Annotated in this window: 16 protein-coding genes; 14 read left to right on the plus strand and 2 right to left on the minus strand. The window is 73.1% G+C overall.

Annotation, left to right across the window (positions count from 1 at the left end):
- Positions 1-11: 11 nt before the first annotated feature.
- Complete coding sequence (locus MW290_RS21735; protein ID WP_250199756.1) at positions 12-1,244, minus strand: glycosyltransferase family 4 protein; 1,233 nt, start codon at positions 1,242-1,244, stop codon at positions 12-14.
- Between the two features lie 139 nt (positions 1,245-1,383).
- Between MW290_RS21735 and MW290_RS21740 the strand changes: the two genes are divergently transcribed.
- Genes MW290_RS21740 through MW290_RS21805 form a run of 14 tightly spaced genes read left to right on the plus strand, consistent with a single transcriptional unit; the run spans position 1,384 to position 17,480 of the window.
- Positions 1,384-3,414, plus strand: a complete 2,031-nt coding sequence (locus tag MW290_RS21740) for an aminotransferase class I/II-fold pyridoxal phosphate-dependent enzyme (protein ID WP_250199757.1) — start codon at positions 1,384-1,386, stop codon at positions 3,412-3,414.
- Complete coding sequence (locus MW290_RS21745) at positions 3,415-4,593, plus strand: glycosyltransferase family 4 protein (RefSeq protein ID WP_250199758.1); 1,179 nt, start codon at positions 3,415-3,417, stop codon at positions 4,591-4,593.
- Positions 4,583-5,560 carry a class I SAM-dependent methyltransferase gene (locus tag MW290_RS21750; protein WP_250199759.1) on the plus strand — a complete coding sequence of 326 codons (978 nt, stop codon included), beginning with the start codon at positions 4,583-4,585 and terminating at the stop codon, positions 5,558-5,560. The genes MW290_RS21745 and MW290_RS21750 overlap by 11 nt, the downstream gene beginning before the upstream one ends.
- Positions 5,557-6,657, plus strand: coding sequence for a GNAT family N-acetyltransferase (locus tag MW290_RS21755; protein ID WP_250199760.1), 1,101 nt, complete (start codon positions 5,557-5,559; stop codon positions 6,655-6,657). Before MW290_RS21750 ends, MW290_RS21755 begins: the two co-directional genes overlap by 4 nt.
- Complete coding sequence (locus MW290_RS21760) at positions 6,650-7,708, plus strand: ABC transporter ATP-binding protein (protein WP_250199761.1); 1,059 nt, start codon at positions 6,650-6,652, stop codon at positions 7,706-7,708. Before MW290_RS21755 ends, MW290_RS21760 begins: the two co-directional genes overlap by 8 nt.
- Complete coding sequence (locus tag MW290_RS21765) at positions 7,705-8,556, plus strand: ABC transporter permease (RefSeq protein WP_250199762.1); 852 nt, start codon at positions 7,705-7,707, stop codon at positions 8,554-8,556. Before MW290_RS21760 ends, MW290_RS21765 begins: the two co-directional genes overlap by 4 nt.
- Positions 8,557-8,580: 24 nt before the next feature.
- Positions 8,581-9,450, plus strand: a complete 870-nt coding sequence (locus MW290_RS21770; protein WP_250199763.1) for a class I SAM-dependent methyltransferase — start codon at positions 8,581-8,583, stop codon at positions 9,448-9,450.
- An 11-nt stretch (positions 9,451-9,461) separates the two neighbouring features.
- Positions 9,462-10,493, plus strand: a complete 1,032-nt coding sequence (locus tag MW290_RS21775) for a class I SAM-dependent methyltransferase (protein WP_250199764.1) — start codon at positions 9,462-9,464, stop codon at positions 10,491-10,493.
- Between the two features lie 11 nt (positions 10,494-10,504).
- Positions 10,505-11,713, plus strand: a complete 1,209-nt coding sequence (locus MW290_RS21780) for a GNAT family N-acetyltransferase (protein WP_250199765.1) — start codon at positions 10,505-10,507, stop codon at positions 11,711-11,713.
- Entirely contained in the window at positions 11,710-12,948 is a 1,239-nt protein-coding gene (locus MW290_RS21785) for a GNAT family N-acetyltransferase (RefSeq protein WP_250199766.1), read from the plus strand. The genes MW290_RS21780 and MW290_RS21785 overlap by 4 nt, the downstream gene beginning before the upstream one ends.
- Positions 12,948-14,093, plus strand: coding sequence for a glycosyltransferase family 4 protein (locus MW290_RS21790; RefSeq protein WP_250199767.1), 1,146 nt, complete (start codon positions 12,948-12,950; stop codon positions 14,091-14,093). The genes MW290_RS21785 and MW290_RS21790 overlap by 1 nt, the downstream gene beginning before the upstream one ends.
- Positions 14,094-14,108: 15 nt before the next feature.
- Positions 14,109-15,353, plus strand: coding sequence for a glycosyltransferase family 4 protein (locus MW290_RS21795; RefSeq protein ID WP_250199768.1), 1,245 nt, complete (start codon positions 14,109-14,111; stop codon positions 15,351-15,353).
- Positions 15,334-16,584 carry a GNAT family N-acetyltransferase gene (locus tag MW290_RS21800; RefSeq protein ID WP_250199769.1) on the plus strand — a complete coding sequence of 417 codons (1,251 nt, stop codon included), beginning with the start codon at positions 15,334-15,336 and terminating at the stop codon, positions 16,582-16,584. Before MW290_RS21795 ends, MW290_RS21800 begins: the two co-directional genes overlap by 20 nt.
- A complete protein-coding gene (locus MW290_RS21805; RefSeq protein WP_250199770.1) occupies positions 16,581-17,480 on the plus strand; it encodes a PIG-L deacetylase family protein in 900 nt (299 codons plus the stop codon). Before MW290_RS21800 ends, MW290_RS21805 begins: the two co-directional genes overlap by 4 nt.
- Here MW290_RS21805 and MW290_RS21810 read toward each other — a convergent pair.
- Positions 17,458-18,354 carry an NAD(P)-dependent oxidoreductase gene (locus MW290_RS21810; RefSeq protein ID WP_250199771.1) on the minus strand — a complete coding sequence of 299 codons (897 nt, stop codon included), beginning with the start codon at positions 18,352-18,354 and terminating at the stop codon, positions 17,458-17,460. The two genes, MW290_RS21805 and MW290_RS21810, sit on opposite strands and share 23 nt — an antisense overlap.
- Positions 18,355-18,413: the final 59 nt, after the last annotated feature.

The raw sequence follows: 18,413 nt of genomic DNA on the forward strand, positions 1-18,413 counted from the left end.
GGTCATCTCCTTCAAGGCAGGGCCCGCGGCCAGGCGGGCCGGGCCGCGGGCGGGGCGCCGGGCTGTGGCGCGGGCATCTGCTGCAGCAGAAAGGGCGCGAAGGCCGCCGCAAAGGCCGGCCAGCGAAAGCCGGCCGCGCGCCGCGGCCCAGCCTGCCGCAGCCGGGCGCGCAGCGCCGGGTCGTGCAGCAGCCGGTCCAGGCCGTGGGCGATGTCGGCCACGTCGTCGGGGTCCACCAGCAGTGCGGCATCACCGGCCACCTCGGCCATCGCGCCGCGGTTGGCGCTGAGCACCGGCGTGCCGCAGCACATGGCTTCCAGCGGTGGCAGGCCGAAGCCTTCGTAGCGCGACGGGTAGGCGAAGGCACTGGCCTGGTGGTAGAGCTGCACCAGGTCGTCATCGCCCACGTAGCCGGTGAACACCACGTCGGGCTGCAGGCCCAGCTGCTGCACCCGGGCCTGCAGCCGGCTGCTGGCCGCGCCGCTGCGGCCGGCCAGCACCAGCACCGCCTGCAGCGGCTGGCCGGCGGCGGCCCGCTGCTGCTTGAGCAGCGCCCAGGCCTGCAGCAGGCCATCGAGGTTCTTGCGCGGCGCCAGGGTGCACACCGAGAGCACGAAGGGCCGCGCCGGCACGCCCAGCCGCGCGGGCAGGGCCGTGTCCAGCGCCGCGGGTGGCAGCGGGTGCACATGCGGCATCACGCCTTCGGGGATCACCGCCACCGGCGGCCGCAGGCGCGGCAGCAGGGCCCGCAGGTCTTGCAGCGTGGCCTGGGTGAAGGTGAGCATCGCCGTGGCGCGCCAGGCGGCCAGCCGCAGCCACGCGGCCTGCTTCAGGCGTTCGCTGCGGGTGTAGTCGGCCGGCACCCGCGCCCATTCCAGGCCGTGCACCGTCACCACGCCGGGCAGGCCGCGCAGCGGCAGCTTGGTGTTCACCGACACCAGCAGGTCGAAGCCGCGTGCCCGCAGCTGCGGGCCGATCTGCCAGGCCATCCAACCATCGGCCATGCGCTGCAGCCGCGGCCAGCGGGGCGGCAGCACGATGCATTCATAGCCGCCGCGGCGCGCCAGGGCCTGCACCGCGCCGCTGCCCGCTTCACGGTCCAGCACCAGCGCACGCCGCACGCCGGGCAGCTGCGGCGGCAGGTGTTCCAGCATCTGCCAGGCCACCCATTCCACGCCGGTGCGCTGCGCGATCAACAGATCGCGCGCATCGAAGGCGATGGCGGGCGGGCGGTGAGGCTGCATCACGATGGGGGTGAAGGTCCGCCAACGCCCCTGGGGCCGCAATCCCACGGTTGTCACCGCGCATCCCACGGTTCGCACTACGAGGGCCGCGGTGCAGGTGCTAGTGTGAAAGCGTGGCATCCACCTGCTGGGGGCAGCAATGACCGACAGTGCCTATGCACGGGCCGCGTGGCGTTTGAGTGCCGCGGTGGTGCGCCGTTCTCGCCGGCTGCATGAGCGCCTGTTCGCGCCCACCGCGGTGGAACAGCGTGCTGATGCAGCCATGCAGCAGGCGCGTGCGCTGGACCTGCACGGCGCGGTGGTGGCCATCAGCGGCTCCAGCCGCGGCGTGGGCCAGGCCCTGGCCTCGGCCCTGGTGGCGGCCGGTGCGCGGGTGGTGGTCAATGGTCGCCAGGCCGGCGCGGTGCACGACACCGTGCAGCGCCTGCAGCAGCAGGCCGGCGATGCGCAGCGTGTGCGCGGCATCGCGGTCGACGTCAACACGCCGGAAGGCGCGGCCCGCTTCATCGCCGAGGCCACCGAAGGCTTCGGCCGCATCGATGCGCTGATCTGCAATGCCGCGGTGGCCGGCCCGGTGGGCTTGCCGGCCTGGCAGCTGCCGGCCGACGACGTGGCACCGGTGATGCAGGCCAACATCGTGGGCCCGCTGCTGTGTGCCCGCGCGGCGATGGCCTGGATGGTGGCCCATGGCGTGCCGGGCCGCATCGTCAACGTGTCCTCGGGCGCGGGCCGCGCCGCGGCGCCGCACATGGCGCCCTACGTGGCCAGCAAGTTCGGGCTGGAGGGGCTGACGCAGGCGCTGGCACTGGATGCGCAGGCCACCGGCATCGTGGTGTGTGCCATCGAGCTGGGCACGCTGCGCACGCAGATGTCGCGCGCCATCGTGCGCTACGAAGACCATGTACGCCTGCCGCCGCCCCACACCGTGGTGCCGGTGTTCCTGCATGCGTTGACGGCCGAGCCCGCGGCGGTGGCCGGCAAGGTGCTGGCGGCCTGGCGCTATGAGCAGCAGCCCGAGGCCGAGGCGGTGCTGGCCAAGCCGGTGTCGGCTTATCCGCGCTTTGCATTCGCACCGCCGCAGCACCGTGGCCAGCCGCTGGACCGGGCGCAGCCGGGCCTGCGCTGCTTCGACCGCGCCGAGAACCCGCTGGGCATGCCGCCCGCGGTGCGCGCGATGCTGGCCGAGCGGCACGCGGCGCTGGACTTCTCGCACTACCCCGACCCGGCCTACCCGCGGCTGCGCGCGGCCTTGTCGGAACGGCTGGGCCTGCCGCCCGGCGACATCACGCTGGCCCCGGGCTCGGCCGAACTGGTGGAGCGCATCGTGCGCCTCTTCGGTGGCTGCGGGCAGGACGTGGTGAGCAACGACCCCACCTGGTTCATGTTCGACCGCTGGTGCGCGATGGCCGAGGTGCCGCTGCGCCGCGTGCCGGTGCGCCAGCGCCGGCCCGACGGGCCCTATGACCACCACCTGGAAGCGGTGGCCGATGCCATCGGCCCGCGCACGCGGCTGGTGTACCTGATCAACCCCAGCAACCCGCTGGGCAACACCATCGATCGTGCCGAGTTCGAAGCCTTCTTGCAGCGGGTGCCGCGCGATGTGCCGGTGGTGGTGGACGAGGCCTACATCGAGTTCTCCGAGAACCCCGACGCGCTGCGCACCCATGAGCTGGTGAACCGCACCGACCGCTTGCTGATCGGGCTGCGCACCTTCTCCAAGTTCCATGGCCTGGCAGGGCTGCGCATCGGCTACGGCTTCGGCACGCCGCGGGCGATGCGGCTGCTGGAGCGGCTGGAGGCCTTGTTCTGCGTGTCCAGCCTGGCCGAAGAGGCCGCGGTGGCGGCGCTGGGCGATGCCGGCCATGCCGCCGCCACCCATGCGCTGCTGCGCAGCGAGAAGGCCCGCATCCGCAGCACCTTGGCCGCCGCCGGCCTGGCCAGCCTGCCCAGCGAAGCCCACTTCATGCTGGTGCAGTGCCCGCTGCCGCAGGACGACGGGCAGGCCATGCACGAGGCGCTGCTGGATGCCGGCATCCTGATTCCGCGCGGCGTGATGCACGGCCGCTGGATGATGCTGCCGGTGCTCAAGCCCGAGGACACCGACCGCCTGCTGGCGGTGCTGTGCCAGGCCGCCGGCTGGCGTGGCGAGCCGCTGCGCAAGGTGGGCTGAATGCGCATCGCCCTGGTCACCTGGAGCTTCGACGAACACCAGGGCATCAGCCGCTGCGTGGCCGAGCTGTCGGCCCGGCTGGCGCCCGCGCACGAGGTGCATGTGTTCGCGGCCGAAGTGGCGGCGCCGGCCCGCCCGGGCGTGCAGCTGCACCGCGTGGGGCTGCGCTGGCCGCAGCCGCATGTGAACGACTACGACTTCGCCTGGCGCGCCGGTGCCCAGGTGCGGGCCGGCGGCTTCGACATCGTGCATGCGCATTTCCCGGTGTGGTGCCGCACGCATGTCTATACATGTCATGGCCTGGCGCGCATGGCGCTGCGCTCGTTCCGGCGCTTTCCGCTGCCGGCGCGGCACGACGTGTCGCTGCGCCGCATGGCGCGCTGGTACGCCCAGGTGCCGCTGCACACCCAGGCGCTGCGCCGGGCCGGGCCGGTGCTGGCCGCGGTGTCGCGCAAGGTGGCGGCCGAGGTGGCGCAGGACAGCGGCCGGCCGCTGCACCAGGTGCGGGTGGTGGCCAACGGCACCGACCTGCAGCGCTTCCACCCCGGGCTGCGGGCCACGCTGGGCGCGGCGGCGCGGGTCGAATGGGGCCTGGCCGACGACCGCTTCGTGCTGCTGTGGGTGGGCAACCACCTGCGCCACAAGGGCCTGCGCCATGCGCTGGACGTGCTGCAGCGGCTGCCCGAGCGTGCGCTGCTGCTGGTGGTGGGTGCCGATTCGGCGGCCAGCGTGCCCGAGCTGGCCGCGCCCATCGCCGAACTGCAGGCCGCCGGCCGGCTGCGGTTTTTGCCCTGCGAGCCGCGCATCGAGCGCTGCTACGCGGCGGCCGATGCGCTGCTGTTTCCCAGCCTGTACGAATCCTTCGGCCTGGTGGTGCTGGAGGCCATGGCCTGCGGCCTGCCGGTGGCCACCGCCCGCACCGTGGCCCTGGCCGACGAGGCCATCGCCGACGGCCACAACGGCTTGCTGGTGGAGGCGCCCTGGCAGACCGAAGCCCTGGCCGCGCGGCTGCAGCGGCTGATGACCGATGCCCGGTGGCGCGACGCCATCGGCCAGGCCGCGCGCCGCAGCGCCGAGGCCTATACCTGGGAGGCCCATGCCCATGCCTACGAAAGCCTCTACCGCGAAGTGGCCGGCAGTGCCTGGCCAGCCGCAGGAGCCGCCCGCCATGCAGCCTGACTGGTGGTCGGCCGCCGGCCCGCTGGCCGAGCGCTTTCCGCGCGAGGCGCTGACCGGCGCGGTGGACGACTGGCTGCACCACCGGCTGGACAACGAACCCGAACCGCTGACGCAGGCGCGCCCGCAGTACGTGGCCCACCACCTGGCGCGCTCGCTGGCCGCGGTGGCGCTGCTGCCCGAGCTGCCGCAGCGCGGCAGGCTGCTGGAGTTGGGCTCGGGCCTGTACCTGATGAGCTTTCTGGCGGCGCGGCTGCGCAACCTGGAGATCGAGCACGTGCAGTACTGGGGCCGTGAGCGTGGCCAGCACCGCAGCCGCCTGACCGATGCGCGCAGCGGCCGCACGCGCGAGATCCCGTTCCGCGAGTTCAATGCCGAGGAGGATGCCTTCCCGTATGCGGACGGCCGCTTCGACGCCATCCTCAACTGCGACACCATCGAGCACATGCTGTGCGACCCGGTGCGCATGCTGGCCCAGTGCCACCGCGTGCTGCGGCCGGGCGGTGTGATGGTGGTGACCACGCCCAACCTGCTGCGGCTGGACAACGTGGTGCGGCTGCTGCAGGGCCACACCATCCTCGACAAGTACGTGCGCCAGTCGGCCAGTGCGCGCCACCCGCGCGAGTACACGCCCGACGAATTGAAGCAGCTGCTGGAGTGGGTGGGCTTCGACGTGCTGCAGGCCGAAACGCTGGACGTCACCCGCAGCACCGTGCCGCGCAGCGCGCGCCGGCTGGCCGCGGCCGGGCTGTGGCTGTTCGACCGTGCGCGCCGCTTCACCGGCGGCCGGCCCGGCCTGCGTGCCGGCCGTGGCGAGCAGATCGTGATGCTGGCCCGCCGCCGGCCCGGCCCGGCCTGCCAGCAGGCGCCCGACTTCCTGTACGAAGCGCCGGGCCTGGGCGATGCGCTGATCGCCGCGCTGTATGCCGAAGGCGAAACGCCGGCAGATCCTGAAAGGAAGGCAGCGTGAACCTGACGGTGTCATGCACCAGCGGCGCTGGCGCGATCGGGCAGCTGCGCGCCGACTGGCAGGCCTTGATGCAGGCCGACGACGAGGCGGGCCTTTTCCAGGCGGTGGAGATGTGCGAGGCCTGGCATGCCGATGCCGGCCTGGATGCGGCGCAGCTGCGGCTGCTGCTGGTGCAGCACGATGCGCAGCCCGTCGGCCTGCTGCCGCTGCTGGAGCAGGGCGGCGCCACCCGGCGCTGGGTGAGCGCTTCGCCCCGCGCCGGCCTGCTGGCCTGCGGCGACCGTGATGCGGTGTGCCGCGCGCTGGCCGGCTGGCTGCAGCGGCAGGCCGGCCGCTGGGACCAGCTGCTGCTGGACGACCTGCGCCCGGCTGCGGCGCGCCGGCTGCAGGCGGCGCTGATGCAGCACGGCCTGGCCACCGAACCGAGCCGGCCCGGGGGTGAAGAGGCCTTCATCCGCACCGATGGCGGCTGGGCCGGCTACCTGGCGACGCAGGGCCCGCACTTCCGCCACCGGCTGAAGCCGCAGACCCGCAAGATCGAGCGCCTGGGCCCGGTGACCTGCCGCCGCCATGCCGGCCCGCAGGCCGCCAGCGCCTACGACGAATTCCTGCGGCTGGAGCCGCGCAGCTGGAAGGCCGCGCAAGACGACACCCGGCTGCCCGAGCGGGAACGCCAGGCCTTCCGCTGGCTGATCGAACACCCGGGCAGCGTGCAGCCCGAGCTGTTGTTCCTCGACGTGGCCGGCCAGCCGGTCGCGGCCATGCTGTCGCTGGCGCATGCCGGCTGCTACCACCTCTTCGTCACCTACTTCGACGATGCGCTGCGCGCCTGGTACCCCGGCCGCCGCATGTTCCTGGAAGCCATCCAGCACGGCTTTGCGCTGCCGGGCACGGTGGAGATCAGCTTCGTCGGCGCCTACCCCTTCGCCCGCGCCTGGGCCACCGGCGTGCGCAGCCATGTGCAGCTGCAGGCCTGGAGCAGCAGCTGGCGCGGCCGCCTGCGCCGCTGGGCCAGCACCCGCCAGGCGCCGCTGGAGCCCACGCGGCCGCCGCCGGTGCCGCTACCCGTGCTGCAGCAGGAGCAGCCCCATGCCTGAGACCGCCGCGATCGAGGTGCAAGGCCTGGGCAAGCGCTACCAGCGCCCACGGCCGCTGCGGGAGCTGCTGCGCGGCGCACCGGTGCCGGCGCCGGTGCAGGCGCTGCAGGACATCAGTTTGCGCGTGGGGCAGGGCGAGGTGCTGGGCCTGCTGGGCGCCAACGGCGCGGGCAAGACCACGCTGATCAACATCCTGTGCACGCTGCTGGCCCCCAGCGAAGGCAGCGCCCGCATCGGCGGCCATGACGTACAGCAGGCGCCGCAGCAGGCGCGGGCGCAGGTGGGCCTGGTCACCAGCAACGAGCGCAGCTTCTACTGGCGCCTGAGCGGGCGCCAGAACCTGCGCTTCTTCGCCGAGCTGTACCGCGTGCCGCCGCGCGAGATCGAGCCGCGCATCGACGAGTTCGTGCAGGCGCTGGGCCTGGCTGAGTTCGCCGACCGGCGCTTCGACGGCTATTCCACCGGCATCCGCCAGCGCTTCGCGTTCGCGCGGGCGCTGCTGCACCACCCGCGCATCCTGTTCATGGACGAGCCCACCAAGGGCCTGGACCCCAATGCCTCGGCCCAGCTGCTGGCGGTGATCCGCGAGCGCATCGTCGCGGTGTGGCGGCCCACCATCGTGCTCACCTCGCACAACCTGTCCGAGATCGAGCGCCTGTGCGAGCGCGTGGCCATCGTCGACCACGGCCGGCTGCTGCGCATCGGCACCATCGGTGAGCTGGCGCGCAGCATCCGCTCGCACCAGGCCTACCTGCTGCGACTGGCGCGGGTGGACGCGGCGCTGCTGGCCTGGCTGCGCAGCTGGCTGGGTACCGAGCGGGTGCGCCCGCTGCCGCCCGATGACGAACAGCCCGGCCAGGCGCTGGAACTGGGCCTGGCGCAAGGCGGCCCCACGCTCACCGAGCTGCTGTCGGCGCTGATCCACCGCGGCCAGCAGATCCTGCGCTGCGAGCCGGTGGACGTGTCGCTGGAAGAGGTGTTCCGCCAGACGGTGCGTGAAGCGGCGCCGCCGCTGCCCACGGACGCTGCGCGCTTGAAGGTGGCGGCATGAACACACCCGTGGCCGCCCATCATCCGGCGCTGGGCCTGCGGGCAGCGGGCCGCCTGCTGGCGGCCTGCCTGCGGCGCGATGCGGCCATCGCGGCCAGCTACCGCGTCGCCTTCTTCGCGCCGCTGCTGTCGGTGTGTTTCGCGGTGCCCATCCTGTACTTCCTGTCGCAGGTGTTCGGGCCCGCGCAGGCGCCTTCGCTGGGCGCTTATGGCGGCGGCTTCTTCGCCTTCATCCTGCTGGGCATGGCCTTCCAGGACTACGTCACCGTCAGCATGTCCAACTTCCTGTCGGGCATCCGCGAGCACCAGCTGATGGGCACGCTGGAGATCGTGATGCTGTCGCCCACGCCGATGCCGCTGGTGCTGCTGTTCTCGTCGGCCTGGGGCTTCCTGTTCACCTCCATCCGCTTCGCGCTCTACGTGGCGCTGGGGCTGCTGTTCGGCATGGACCTGTCGGGCGCCAACCTGGGGTCGTTCGCGGTGCTCACCTTGCTGGCCATCGTCAGCTTTTCGGCGCTGGGCATCCTGGGCGCCGCGGCCACGCTGGTCATCAAGCAGGGGGCCAGCATCACCGGCTTTCTCACCGCGCTCACGCTGGCGCTGGGCGGCGTGGCCTACCCGGTGAGCGTGCTGCCCGGCTGGCTGCAGGCGCTGGCCGCGCTGCTGCCCTTCACCCATGCGCTGGAAGGCGTGCGCAAGGCCTTGCTGGCCGGTGCCGGCCTGGCGCAGCTGCACACCGAACTGCTGGTGCTGGCGGCCTTCGGCGCGTTGCTGTTCCCGTTGTCGCTGTGGGTGTTCCAGCGCGCGGTGCAGCACGTCAAGGCCACCGGCACGCTGGGCCAGTACTGACACCCTCACACAGGCACCACCCCCATGGCCGGTTCCCAACCCCCTCACGCGCTGCAGGCCTTGTGGTGGCCGCTGCGCAGCGCATTGGCCAGCGCCTGGCCGCGCCGGGGCGACGCGCAGATGCAGCGCATGCGCCGCGCGGCCGGCGGCGGCGAAGGCGACATGCATGCCGATGCGGCCGAGCGCATGTACGGCGCGCTGTACCTGTCGCACATCCGCGCGCTGGCGGGCGGGCGCAGCGGGCTGCGCATCCTCGACGTGGGCTGCCAGTCGGGCCGTCTGGCGGTGCCCTTGGCGGCCGAAGGCCACAAGGTGACGGCGCTGGACCTCTCACCCGACTGGCTGGCGCTGTGCCGCCGCCATGCGCTGGAGCAGGGCGTGGCGCTGCGCACGGTGGAGGGCGCGGCCGAAGACGCCGCCGCGCTGCTGGCGGCCCAGCGTTTCGACCTGGTGATCTGCACCGAGCTGCTGTATGCGCTGGAAGACCCCTGCCGCACGCTGCGGGTGCTGCGCGGCCTGCTGGACGACCGCGGGCTGCTGGTCACTTCGCACCGCACCCGGCACTACATGCTGCTGACGCTGGCGCGCTTCCAGCGGTGGGACGACCTGGCCGTGGTGGCCGGCGCCGAAGAAGGCCGGGTGCTGGGCGGCCAGCACTACGGCTGGCACGAGGCCGACACCCTGCACCGCATGTACGCGCGCTGCGGCCTGCAGATCGAGCAGATGCACGGCATCGGCTGCCTGAGCGGCGTGGGTGTCGATGGCCTGGCCGCCGTGCTGGACGCCGCCACGCTGCGTGAAGACCTGCCGCGGCTGCAGGCGCTGGAACAGGCCGTGGCCCACCGCTACCCCGACGCCGCCCGCTACCGGCTGGTGATCGCCCACCCCGTCTGAGGAACCGCCCCATGGACATGACCACCCCCAGCCATCCCCTGGCGCAAGACCCCTCGTTCACCCGCAAGAACCGCGAGTGGTTCACCCAGCGCTACGACTTCACCAGCCGTGGCGTCTACTTCCCGCACCAGCCGGTTTACGGCTTCTCGCGCTGGGAAGAGCACGTGCAGGACTACTTCCGCACGTACCACATCCTGCGGCTGCTGGAAGAGCTGCGCTTCGGCAGCTTCCTCGACGTCGGCTGCGCCGAGGGCTACCTGGTGAACCTGGTGCAGCAACTGTTCAAGGTGCCGGCCATGGGCGTGGACATCGCGCCCAGTGGCGTGCGCCGCGCGCGCGAGCTGTACGGCCTCAAGGGCATCGCGGCCGATGCGGCGCGGCTGCCCTTTGCCGATCAGTCGTTCGACGTGGTGCTGTCCAGCGAGACGCTGGAGCACGTGAGCGACCCCGGCGCGGTGATCGCCGAGCTGCTGCGGGTGGCGCGGCGCTACGTCATCCTGTCCACCCCCGCCGCGCGCAACGAGGCCGAGCTGAAGGAACACTTCCAGCACCTGGACCCCAACCTGATCTTCAGCCACTTCCACTTCTTCACCGAGGCGCAGATGCGCCGCTGGCTGCCCGCCGGCACCGAATTCCTGGGCGCCGGCCACCGCAGCATGGAGAAGGTGTTCCACCTGTTCTCGTCGGGCTATGAGCAGGGCGATGCGCTGCGCGACCTGGTGGGCTTTCTCGAAGACAGCTGCCCCGGCATGGCCGGTGACACCCGCGCCGGCCTGCAGCGCCATGTCGATGCGATGGCCAGCCGCCGCCCGCCCTGGTGGCAGGCGCTGCTGGGGCCCACCGCGATGTCCATGGCGCTGCGCGCCGACCATGCGCTGTCGCGCCGCGAACCGGGGCAGACGCTGGCCTTCCTCACCGTCTCGCCCTGCCACGGCCACACGGTGCAGCGGCAGCGCCGGCCGGTGCCGGGGCTGATGCGCTTTTTGCTGCGCGACAACCGGGTCGATCCGCTGCGGCTGGTGTCGGCCGGCGCGATGCGCTGAGGTATGCCGTGATGCCCGTGCCCACCCCCTGGACCGCCCGCTTCGTCGACACCGAAGCCGGCCTGGCCGCGCTGGCGCCGGCCTGGCAGGCCTTGTGGGTGGCCGATGGCCAGGCCGATGCCTTCGCCCATCCGGCCTGGTTCATGCACTGGTGGCGGCATTTCGGCCAGGGGGCGCAACGGGCCGCGCTGGTGGCCAACACCGGCGCGCAATGGGTGCCGCTGCCCGGCCAGGGCTGGCGGCTGCAGCTGCTGGTGCTGGAAGAGCGCACCGGCGCCGGCCAGCCTGCGGCCTTGCGCGCCGTGCTGCCGCTGGTGGGCCTGCAGGCCAGCTTCCGCGGCACCTCCGGCCAGCTGCTGGCCACGCCGGTCAACAGCCAGGCGCTGCGCAGCGGGCTGTGTGCGCCGGATCTCAACTCCGAGATGGCCGATGTGATGGCGCGCCACCTGCTTGCCGATGGCCGCTGGCAGATGCTGCTGCTGGACGGCCTGCCGCTGGCCGATGGCCGGCTGGCGCTGCTGCAGGCGACGCTGGCGCCGGCCGCGCTGCAGCCCTTGTCGCAGGCCGGCTGGACGCACAGCCGCCTCGCCATCACCCAGGCCTGGGCACCGATGTTGGAGTCCCATGCCCGCAACTTTCGCAAGCACTTGAACCAGAACGAGCGCTGCCTGGCCCGCCTGGGGCCCTTGTCCATCGAGTGCCTGCCGGCCCCGGGCGAAGCCGGCTTCGCGCTGATCGAGGCCATCGAAAGCCGCAGCTGGAAAGCGCAGGGCGGCGAGGTGGTGGCGGGTGACCCGCGGCTGCGCGGCTACTACGCTGGCCTGTGCGGTCTGCAGGCCGGCGCGCTGCGCAGCGAGCTGTGGCTGCTGCGCATCGGCGGCGAGCCGGCGGCCTACTTCCTGTGCCTGCGCGACGGCCGCATGCTCTACACGCTCAAGACCTCGTTCGACCAGCGCTTTGCCCCCAGCAGCCGCCACTCGCCCAGCCAGGTGCTGCTGGCGCGGCTGATCGAGGCCTGCTGGAACGACGGCCTGCAGGCCATCGACTTCGTTGGCGAGCTGCCCTGGGTGGCCCGCTGGGCCGACCACCATCCGGGCTTCAGCCATGGCCTGTGGCGGCGGCCGGCGCTGGTGCGCTGGCGCCAGGTGGTGCGGCGGCTGTGGCCTGGCAGTCCGGCCGCGCAGCCGGGGCGGGCACCTGCCGTGGTGGAGCCATCATGACCCCAACCGCCGGTGCGCTGCCGGCTGCCACCGCACCCACCCACACCGCGCAGCCCGCACTGCGGCTGCACTGGCTGCGCGACGCCGACGCGCTGCAGCAGGCGCTGCCGGCCTGGCGCGCGCTGTGGCAGGCCGATGCAGCGGCCGACCTGTTCGCCAGCCCCGACTGGCTGGCCTGGCTGCTGCAGTGCTTTGGCGCGGGCGGCCCGGCCGGGCTGGCCTTGCATCAGGCGGGCCCCGACGGCCCCCGCTTCGACGCCATCGCCACCGGCCCCTGGCAGCTGCGGGTGGTGGTGGTGACGGACGAAGCCGGCGACTGGCTGGCCGCCTGGCCGTTGGTGGCCACCATCGGCCACTGGCGCGGCGCGATGCGGCCGATGCTGGCCAGCCCGCTCAACTTCCATGCACCGCGCAGCGGCCTCACGGCGCGCCGGTTCGACACGGCCATTGCCCGCCGGCTGGCGCAGGCGCTGCGCGACGAGCCCGGCTGGCAGTTGCTGCTGCCGGGCGGCCTGCCGCTGGCCGATGGCCGCGCCGCCCTGTTGCAGCAGGCGCTGGCCGAAGCTGGTCTGGTGGCCGATGGGGCCCACACCTGGCCCAGCGCCTGGCTGCCGTTCGAGGGCAGCTTCGCCGATTACCTGGGCGGCCCCGAGCAGGCGCATTTCCGCCGCAGCCTGGTCAAGTCGCGCAACGGCCTGGCGCGTGCAGGTGAGTTGCAGTGGCAGTGCCTGAGCGGCGATCAGGCGCTGACCGAAGGCCTGCCCGCCTTCCTGGCCGTGGACGCCGCCAGCTGGAAGGCCGAAGGCGGCGAAAGCGTGGGCCGCGATGCGGTGCTGCGCGCGCATTACGGCGCGCTGTGTGAGCGCCTGACCGAACAGGGTTGGCTGGAGGTGTGGCTGCTGCGCCAGGCCGGCCGCCCGATCGCGGCCTTCTTGTGCCCGAACGATGGGCGGCGCCGCTACACCCTCAAAAGCTCGTTCGTCGATGGCGTCGGCGGCAACCGTTCGCCCACCTTGGTGCTGCTGCACGGCCTGGTGCAGCAGGCCTGGGCAGGCTGGGATGGCCGTGCCGGCGCCGGCATCGATTTCGTCGGCAAGGTGGCCTTCCTCGACCGCTGGGCGCGCGAAGACCTGCTGTTCAGCAGCGGCGTGTGGTGGCGCAGCCCTTGGCGCCGGCGGGTGCTGCGGTTGCAAGGCCTGTGGCGGCGCCTGCGCGCGGCCGGAGGAGGGCGCTGATGCGCATCGGCATCGAGGCCTCCAACATGCTGGCCACCCACCTCACCGGCATCGAATATTCGCTGACCGAGCTGGTGCGGCGCTTCACCCGCGTCGACGCTGAAGGCAGCTACCGGCTGTACTTCAACTTCCTGCGCGGCACCTATGCCCGCCGCTTCGACGAGCGGGTGCGCCCGCTGCTGGACGCGCGGCTGCGCGCCTGCATCAACCGCATCCCCAATGCGGCGATGAACTGGCTGCACCGCGGCGGCTGGCCCATCGAGGCCACGTTGGGCCGCAACGACCTGGTGTACTACCACTGCTTCAACCTGCGGCCGCAGTGGCGGGGCCGCAAGGTGCTGACGGTGCACGACCTGATGCCCATCACCCACCCCGCGCTGTACACGCCCACCGACGTGGCGCACTTCCGGGAGCATGTGCCGCGCATGGCGCGGGCGGTCGATGCGGTGGTCACCGTGTCCGAGCACACGCGCCAGCAGGTGATCGACCGGCTGGGCCTGCCGGCCGACCGTGTGTTCGTGGCCCATCCGGGCGTGGACGAGCGCTTCGCCCCTCAGCCGCCTGACGTGGTGGCCGAGGTGCTGCAGCGCCTGGGCATCGGCCCGCGGCCCTACCTGCTGTTCGTGGGCACGGCGGAGCCGCGCAAGAACCTGCCCGGGCTGCTGCGGGCCTACGCCACCTTGCGGCCCGCCGAACGGGCCGACCTGCAGGTGGTGGTGGCTGGCAAATCGGCCTGGGGCAGTGCGCCGCTGCGCGCGCAGATCGCCGCCCTGGGGCTGCAGGCCGACGTGCGCCTGCTGGGCTACGTGGCCGAGGCCGACATTCCGCCGCTGTACAGCGGCGCGCGGCTGGCGGCGCTGCCTTCGCTGGCCGAAGGCTTCGGCTCGCCGCTGATCGAGGCCATGGCCTGCGGCACGCCGATGCTGGCCGCCAACGCCACCGCCTTGCCCGAGGTGTATGGCGATGCCGCGCTGGGCGTGGACCCGCAGGACGTGGACGCGCTGGCCGATGGCCTGCGCCGCCTGCTATACGACGAAAGCCTGCGCGCCGGCTTGGTGGCGCGCGGCCTGCAGCGGGCCCGCCGCTTCAGCTGGGACCGCACCGCCCAGGCGACGGTGGACGTGTTTCGCCGCGTGGCGGGCTGAGCACTTGAGCCATCAATGAGTTGCCACCGAGCCATGGACCGGCCGCTGCGCATCCTGCACATCACCGAGCGCTTGTGGCCGCCCGGCGGCGCCGAGCGCCTGCTGGCCGACACCGCCGCCGGCCTGGCCGCACAAGGCCACCACAGCCTGACCCTGGTGGCCGAGGACAGCGAGCCCGGGCCCGATGCGGCGATGCCGGTGCTGCGCTGGCCCCGGGTGCTGGGCCCTCGCCCGGCCTGGCGACTGCGGCCGCGGCTGGACGCGCTGCTGCAGCAGTGCCAGCCCGACCTGGTGCACCTGCACAACACCGCCGGCTTCTTCAGCCCGGTGCTGATCGCCCACCTGCACCGCCGGCTGCCGGTGCTGCGCTATGTGCACGATGCGCGGCTGGCCTGCCTGCGTTCGCCCAGCAAATGCCTGCCCGGCGGCGGCCTGTGCCCGCATGCGATGGGCCTGCCATGCCTGGCGCGCTGCTACCCGGTGACCTCACCCGGCGGTCACCGGCTGGGCGACAAACACACCTTGATGGCCTTTGCCGACCTGTGGGTCACGCGCCGGCTGCCCGCGGTGGCGGTGGGCAGCGCCTACATGCGCATGCTGCTGCGGCAGAACGGCGTGGCCGACCACCGGCTGCACCTGCTGCCCGGCTTCACGCAACGCGAAGGCCCGCGCTGCCCGCCACAGCACGGGCTGCTGCTGGCCATCGGCCGCTTCGACGGCATCAAGGGCCTGGAAGGGCTGCCCGACCTGCTGGCCCGGCTGCGGGCGCCGCACTGGCAGGCGGTGCTGGTGGGCGACGGGCCGAACCTGGCCGACACGCAGGCGCGAGCCCAGGCGCTGGGCCTGGCGGGCCGCATCCGCTTCGTCGGCCGGCTGGAGGCCGATGCGCTGACGCCCTGGCTCACCGCCTGCCAGCTGCTGCTGTGCCCCACCCAGGTGCCCGAGGCCTTCGGCCTGGTGGGCATTGAGGCCCTGGCCCACGGCCGGCCGGTGGTGGCCTACGACCTCGGCGGCGTGCGTGAATGGCTGCAGCCGCACCGCACCGGCGTGCTGGTGCCCGCGGGCGACGCGGCCGCCTTCGCGGCCGCGGTGGACGGCCTGCTGGCCGAACCGGAGCTGGCGGCTTCGCTGGGCGCGCACGGCCGGGCGCTGGTGTCGCACCGCTTCCGGCCGCAGCACCACCTGCAGCCGCTGCTGAACTTGTACAGACAACTGGCCGGCCAGCGCGCCGGCACGGCGGATGAGCGCATTCCAGGTTGAGCTGCACCAGGACCTGGCCGCCATCGAGGCGCTGGCGCCGGCCTGGCGGCAGCTGAGCGCCGGCTCGCCCACGGCGCTGCCGTTCAACGACGTGGACTGGGTGCTGGCCTTCTGGCGCCACCTGGCAAGGCCCGGCTTCGTCGATCAGCCGTGTACGCCTTGCGTGGTGACGGTGCACGACCATGGCCGGCTGGCCGGCATCGCCGTGTTGCGCATCGAGACGCGCACGCTGCCGGGCACCACGGTGCGCGTGGCCCGCTGGCTGGCCGAGGGCCCGTCCGACTACGGCGACCTGCTGCTCGAGCGGCCTTCGCCGGTGCTGGTGGATGCGCTGCTGGAGCCCCTGCTGCAGGGCCCGCAGGCCTGCGAGCTGCTGGACCTGCGCGAATGCCGCGGCGATTCGCCGGTGCTGCCGCTGCTGCGCACGGTGCTGCAGCAGCGCTGCACGCGCCTGCAGGACACGCCCGACAGCGACTGCCGCGTGGTGCCCGCCGCCGCCAGCTACACCGCTTATGCCGAAGCCCAGTTCAGCGCCAAGCGCCGCAAGGACTTCCGCCGCGAATGGCGGCGGCTGCAGGAAGACGGCCGTTATGCGTGCCAGATGCGCCATCGCCTGCCCGACGTCGGCGCCTGGGCGGCGGAGGCGGGTGACGTGCAGGCCTCGCACCCCGCGGCGGGCCGCGACCGGCCGGGCGAATTCAACCACCTGCACTTCAGCGCCTTCCTGCGTGAGCTGCTGCGCGTGGGCGGCGAGCGGGGCTGGCTGCGCGCGGCCGAACTGCGTTGCGAGGGCCGGCTGGAGGCCTACTTCCTGAGCTGGGCCTACCGCGGCCGCTACTACGTCTACAACACCGCCCACCGCAGCGAGGTGCAGGCCGTGGGCGGCGGCAAGCTGGTGATGCTGTACATGCTGCAGCAGCTGATCGACGAAGGCGGCGGGCCGGTGGACTTTCTGCGCGGGGCCGAGGCCTACAAGGAGGTGCTCAGCGACGCGGTGGTGCGCAACCGCCGGCTGCAGGCCGTGGCCCCCGGCGCCCGCGCCGCCTGGGCCGCCAAGTGGTGGCTGGACTGGCTGCCGCGCAGCGCCGCCACGCCGGGCCGCCGCGACCGGGTGCTGCAGCGCCTGGGCCGTCAAGGCCTGCAAGTCACACTGGCCGACAGCGCCGCCCGCTTGTGTCACCGCTTGCAACAGGGCGTGCGATGCTCGGGCCCTCGCCCACCCCCGGAATGAACCTGCCCGCCAAAGCCACGACCCTGCCCACCTGGCGCCACCTGCTGGCGCGGCTGGGCCGCGAGCTGCTGCGCCGCGTGGTGGCCGATGGCCTGCCGCCCACCGTGCGGCGGGCGCTGCGGCTGCAGCTGCAGCTGGCGCATGCCAGCCAGCAGCCCGCCATGGTGCCGGCGCCCGCCGGCCGCCGCGTGCTGGTGCTGGCGCCGCATGCCGACGACGAAAGCCTGGGCTGCGGCGGCACGCTGGCGCTGGCGGCCCAGGCCGGTTGCAGCGTGCGCGTGCTGGTGCTCACCGATGGCCGCAAGGGCTACGACCCGGCCCGCCTGCCGCCGGGCGACGAAGCCGCACGCATCGGCTTCGAGCAGGCGCTGGCGGCGCAGCGGCTGCAGGAAGCCACGGCCGCCTGCCGCTGCCTGGGCCTGCCGGCGCCGGGCTGCCTGGGCATGCCCGACGGCGCGCTCGACTCGGCGATCGGCTGGGCGCTGGACCCGTTGTCGGAGCTGCTGGCCGACTGGCGGCCCGAGCTGATATTTGCCCCCTTCGCCACCGATGCGCACCCCGACCACATGGCCGCGGCCCGGCTGCTGGCGCGGGCGCTGGCCCGTGTGCTCGCCCGCCACCAGCTGCCGGCCGATGCGCAGGTATGGGCCTACGAAACCTGGACCCCGCTGCCGGCCAACACCTTCGTGGATATCGGCGCCAGCATGGCGGCCAAGCGCGCGGCCATCGCCGCCCATGCCTCGCAGATGGAAGGCACCGATTACCTGCGGGTGTTCGAGGGCCTGGCCGCCTACCGCTCACTGGGCGCGGGCCGCCCGGGCGGCCAGGTGGAAGCCTTCCACCGCGACACGCCTGCGGGCTACATCGACCAGGTCAGGCGCGCGGCGGCGGGTTGAGCGCGGCGATGGCCTGCACCACGGCCACCATGTCGAGTGCGCCCTGGCCCTGGTCGAAGGCCTGCTGGAACAAGGCATGCGCCTGGTCCAGCAGGGGGCTGGGCAGCTGCGCCGCCCGTGCCTGTGCGGCCACCAGCTGGCTGTTCATCAGCACGTCGCGCACCGAGGCCTGCACGCTGAAGTCCTGCGCCACCAGCTTGGCCAGCTTCATCTGCGACACCATGCTGGCCATCGGGCCGGCGTCCAGCACCTGGCGCAGCAGCTCGGTGTCCAGCCCCTGGCGCTGCGCGAAGTGAAAGCTCTCGCACAGCCCGGTGACCATGGTGATGAGGAAGAGGTTGACCGACAGCTTCATCAGCAGCGCCGAAGGCACCGCGCCGCAGGCGAACACCTGCTTGCACACCGGCGCCAGCAGCGGCTGCACCTGGGCCACGTCCTGGGCGTCGCCCGCCAGCATGCCCACCAGTTGCCCCGCCTCGGCCGGCTTGCGCGAGCCGGAGACGGGTGCTTCCACGAAGCGGCCGCCGGCGGCCTGTACATCGGCCTGCAGGCCCTGCGAGTAGCCGGGCGAGGTGGTGGCCATATTCACCAGCAGCCGGCCGCGCAGCATCGCCGCGAAGGCCGGCGTGCCGCGCTGCAGCGCCTCGTCCAGCGCCGCTTCGCTGGCCAGCATGGTGATGACGATGGGCGCCCCGGCGAACACCGCCGCCGGCGATACCAGCCGCTGCGCGCCGTGCGCCAGCAGCGCCTCGCCCTTGCCGGGCGAGCGGTTCCACACCAGCAGCCGCCGGCCGCCACGGGCCAGGTTCAGCGCCATCGGCTCGCCCATCACGCCCAGGCCGATGAAGCCCAGGGGTGCAATGCCGTCTTCCATTGCAGGCCTTTCCAGCAGGAGATGTCCCGGCGCGCAGCGTAGCGCGCCTGGGAGCTACC

Origin of the sequence: Aquincola tertiaricarbonis (assembly GCF_023573145.1) — a bacterium.
Lineage (GTDB): Bacteria > Pseudomonadota > Gammaproteobacteria > Burkholderiales > Burkholderiaceae_C > Aquincola > Aquincola tertiaricarbonis_B.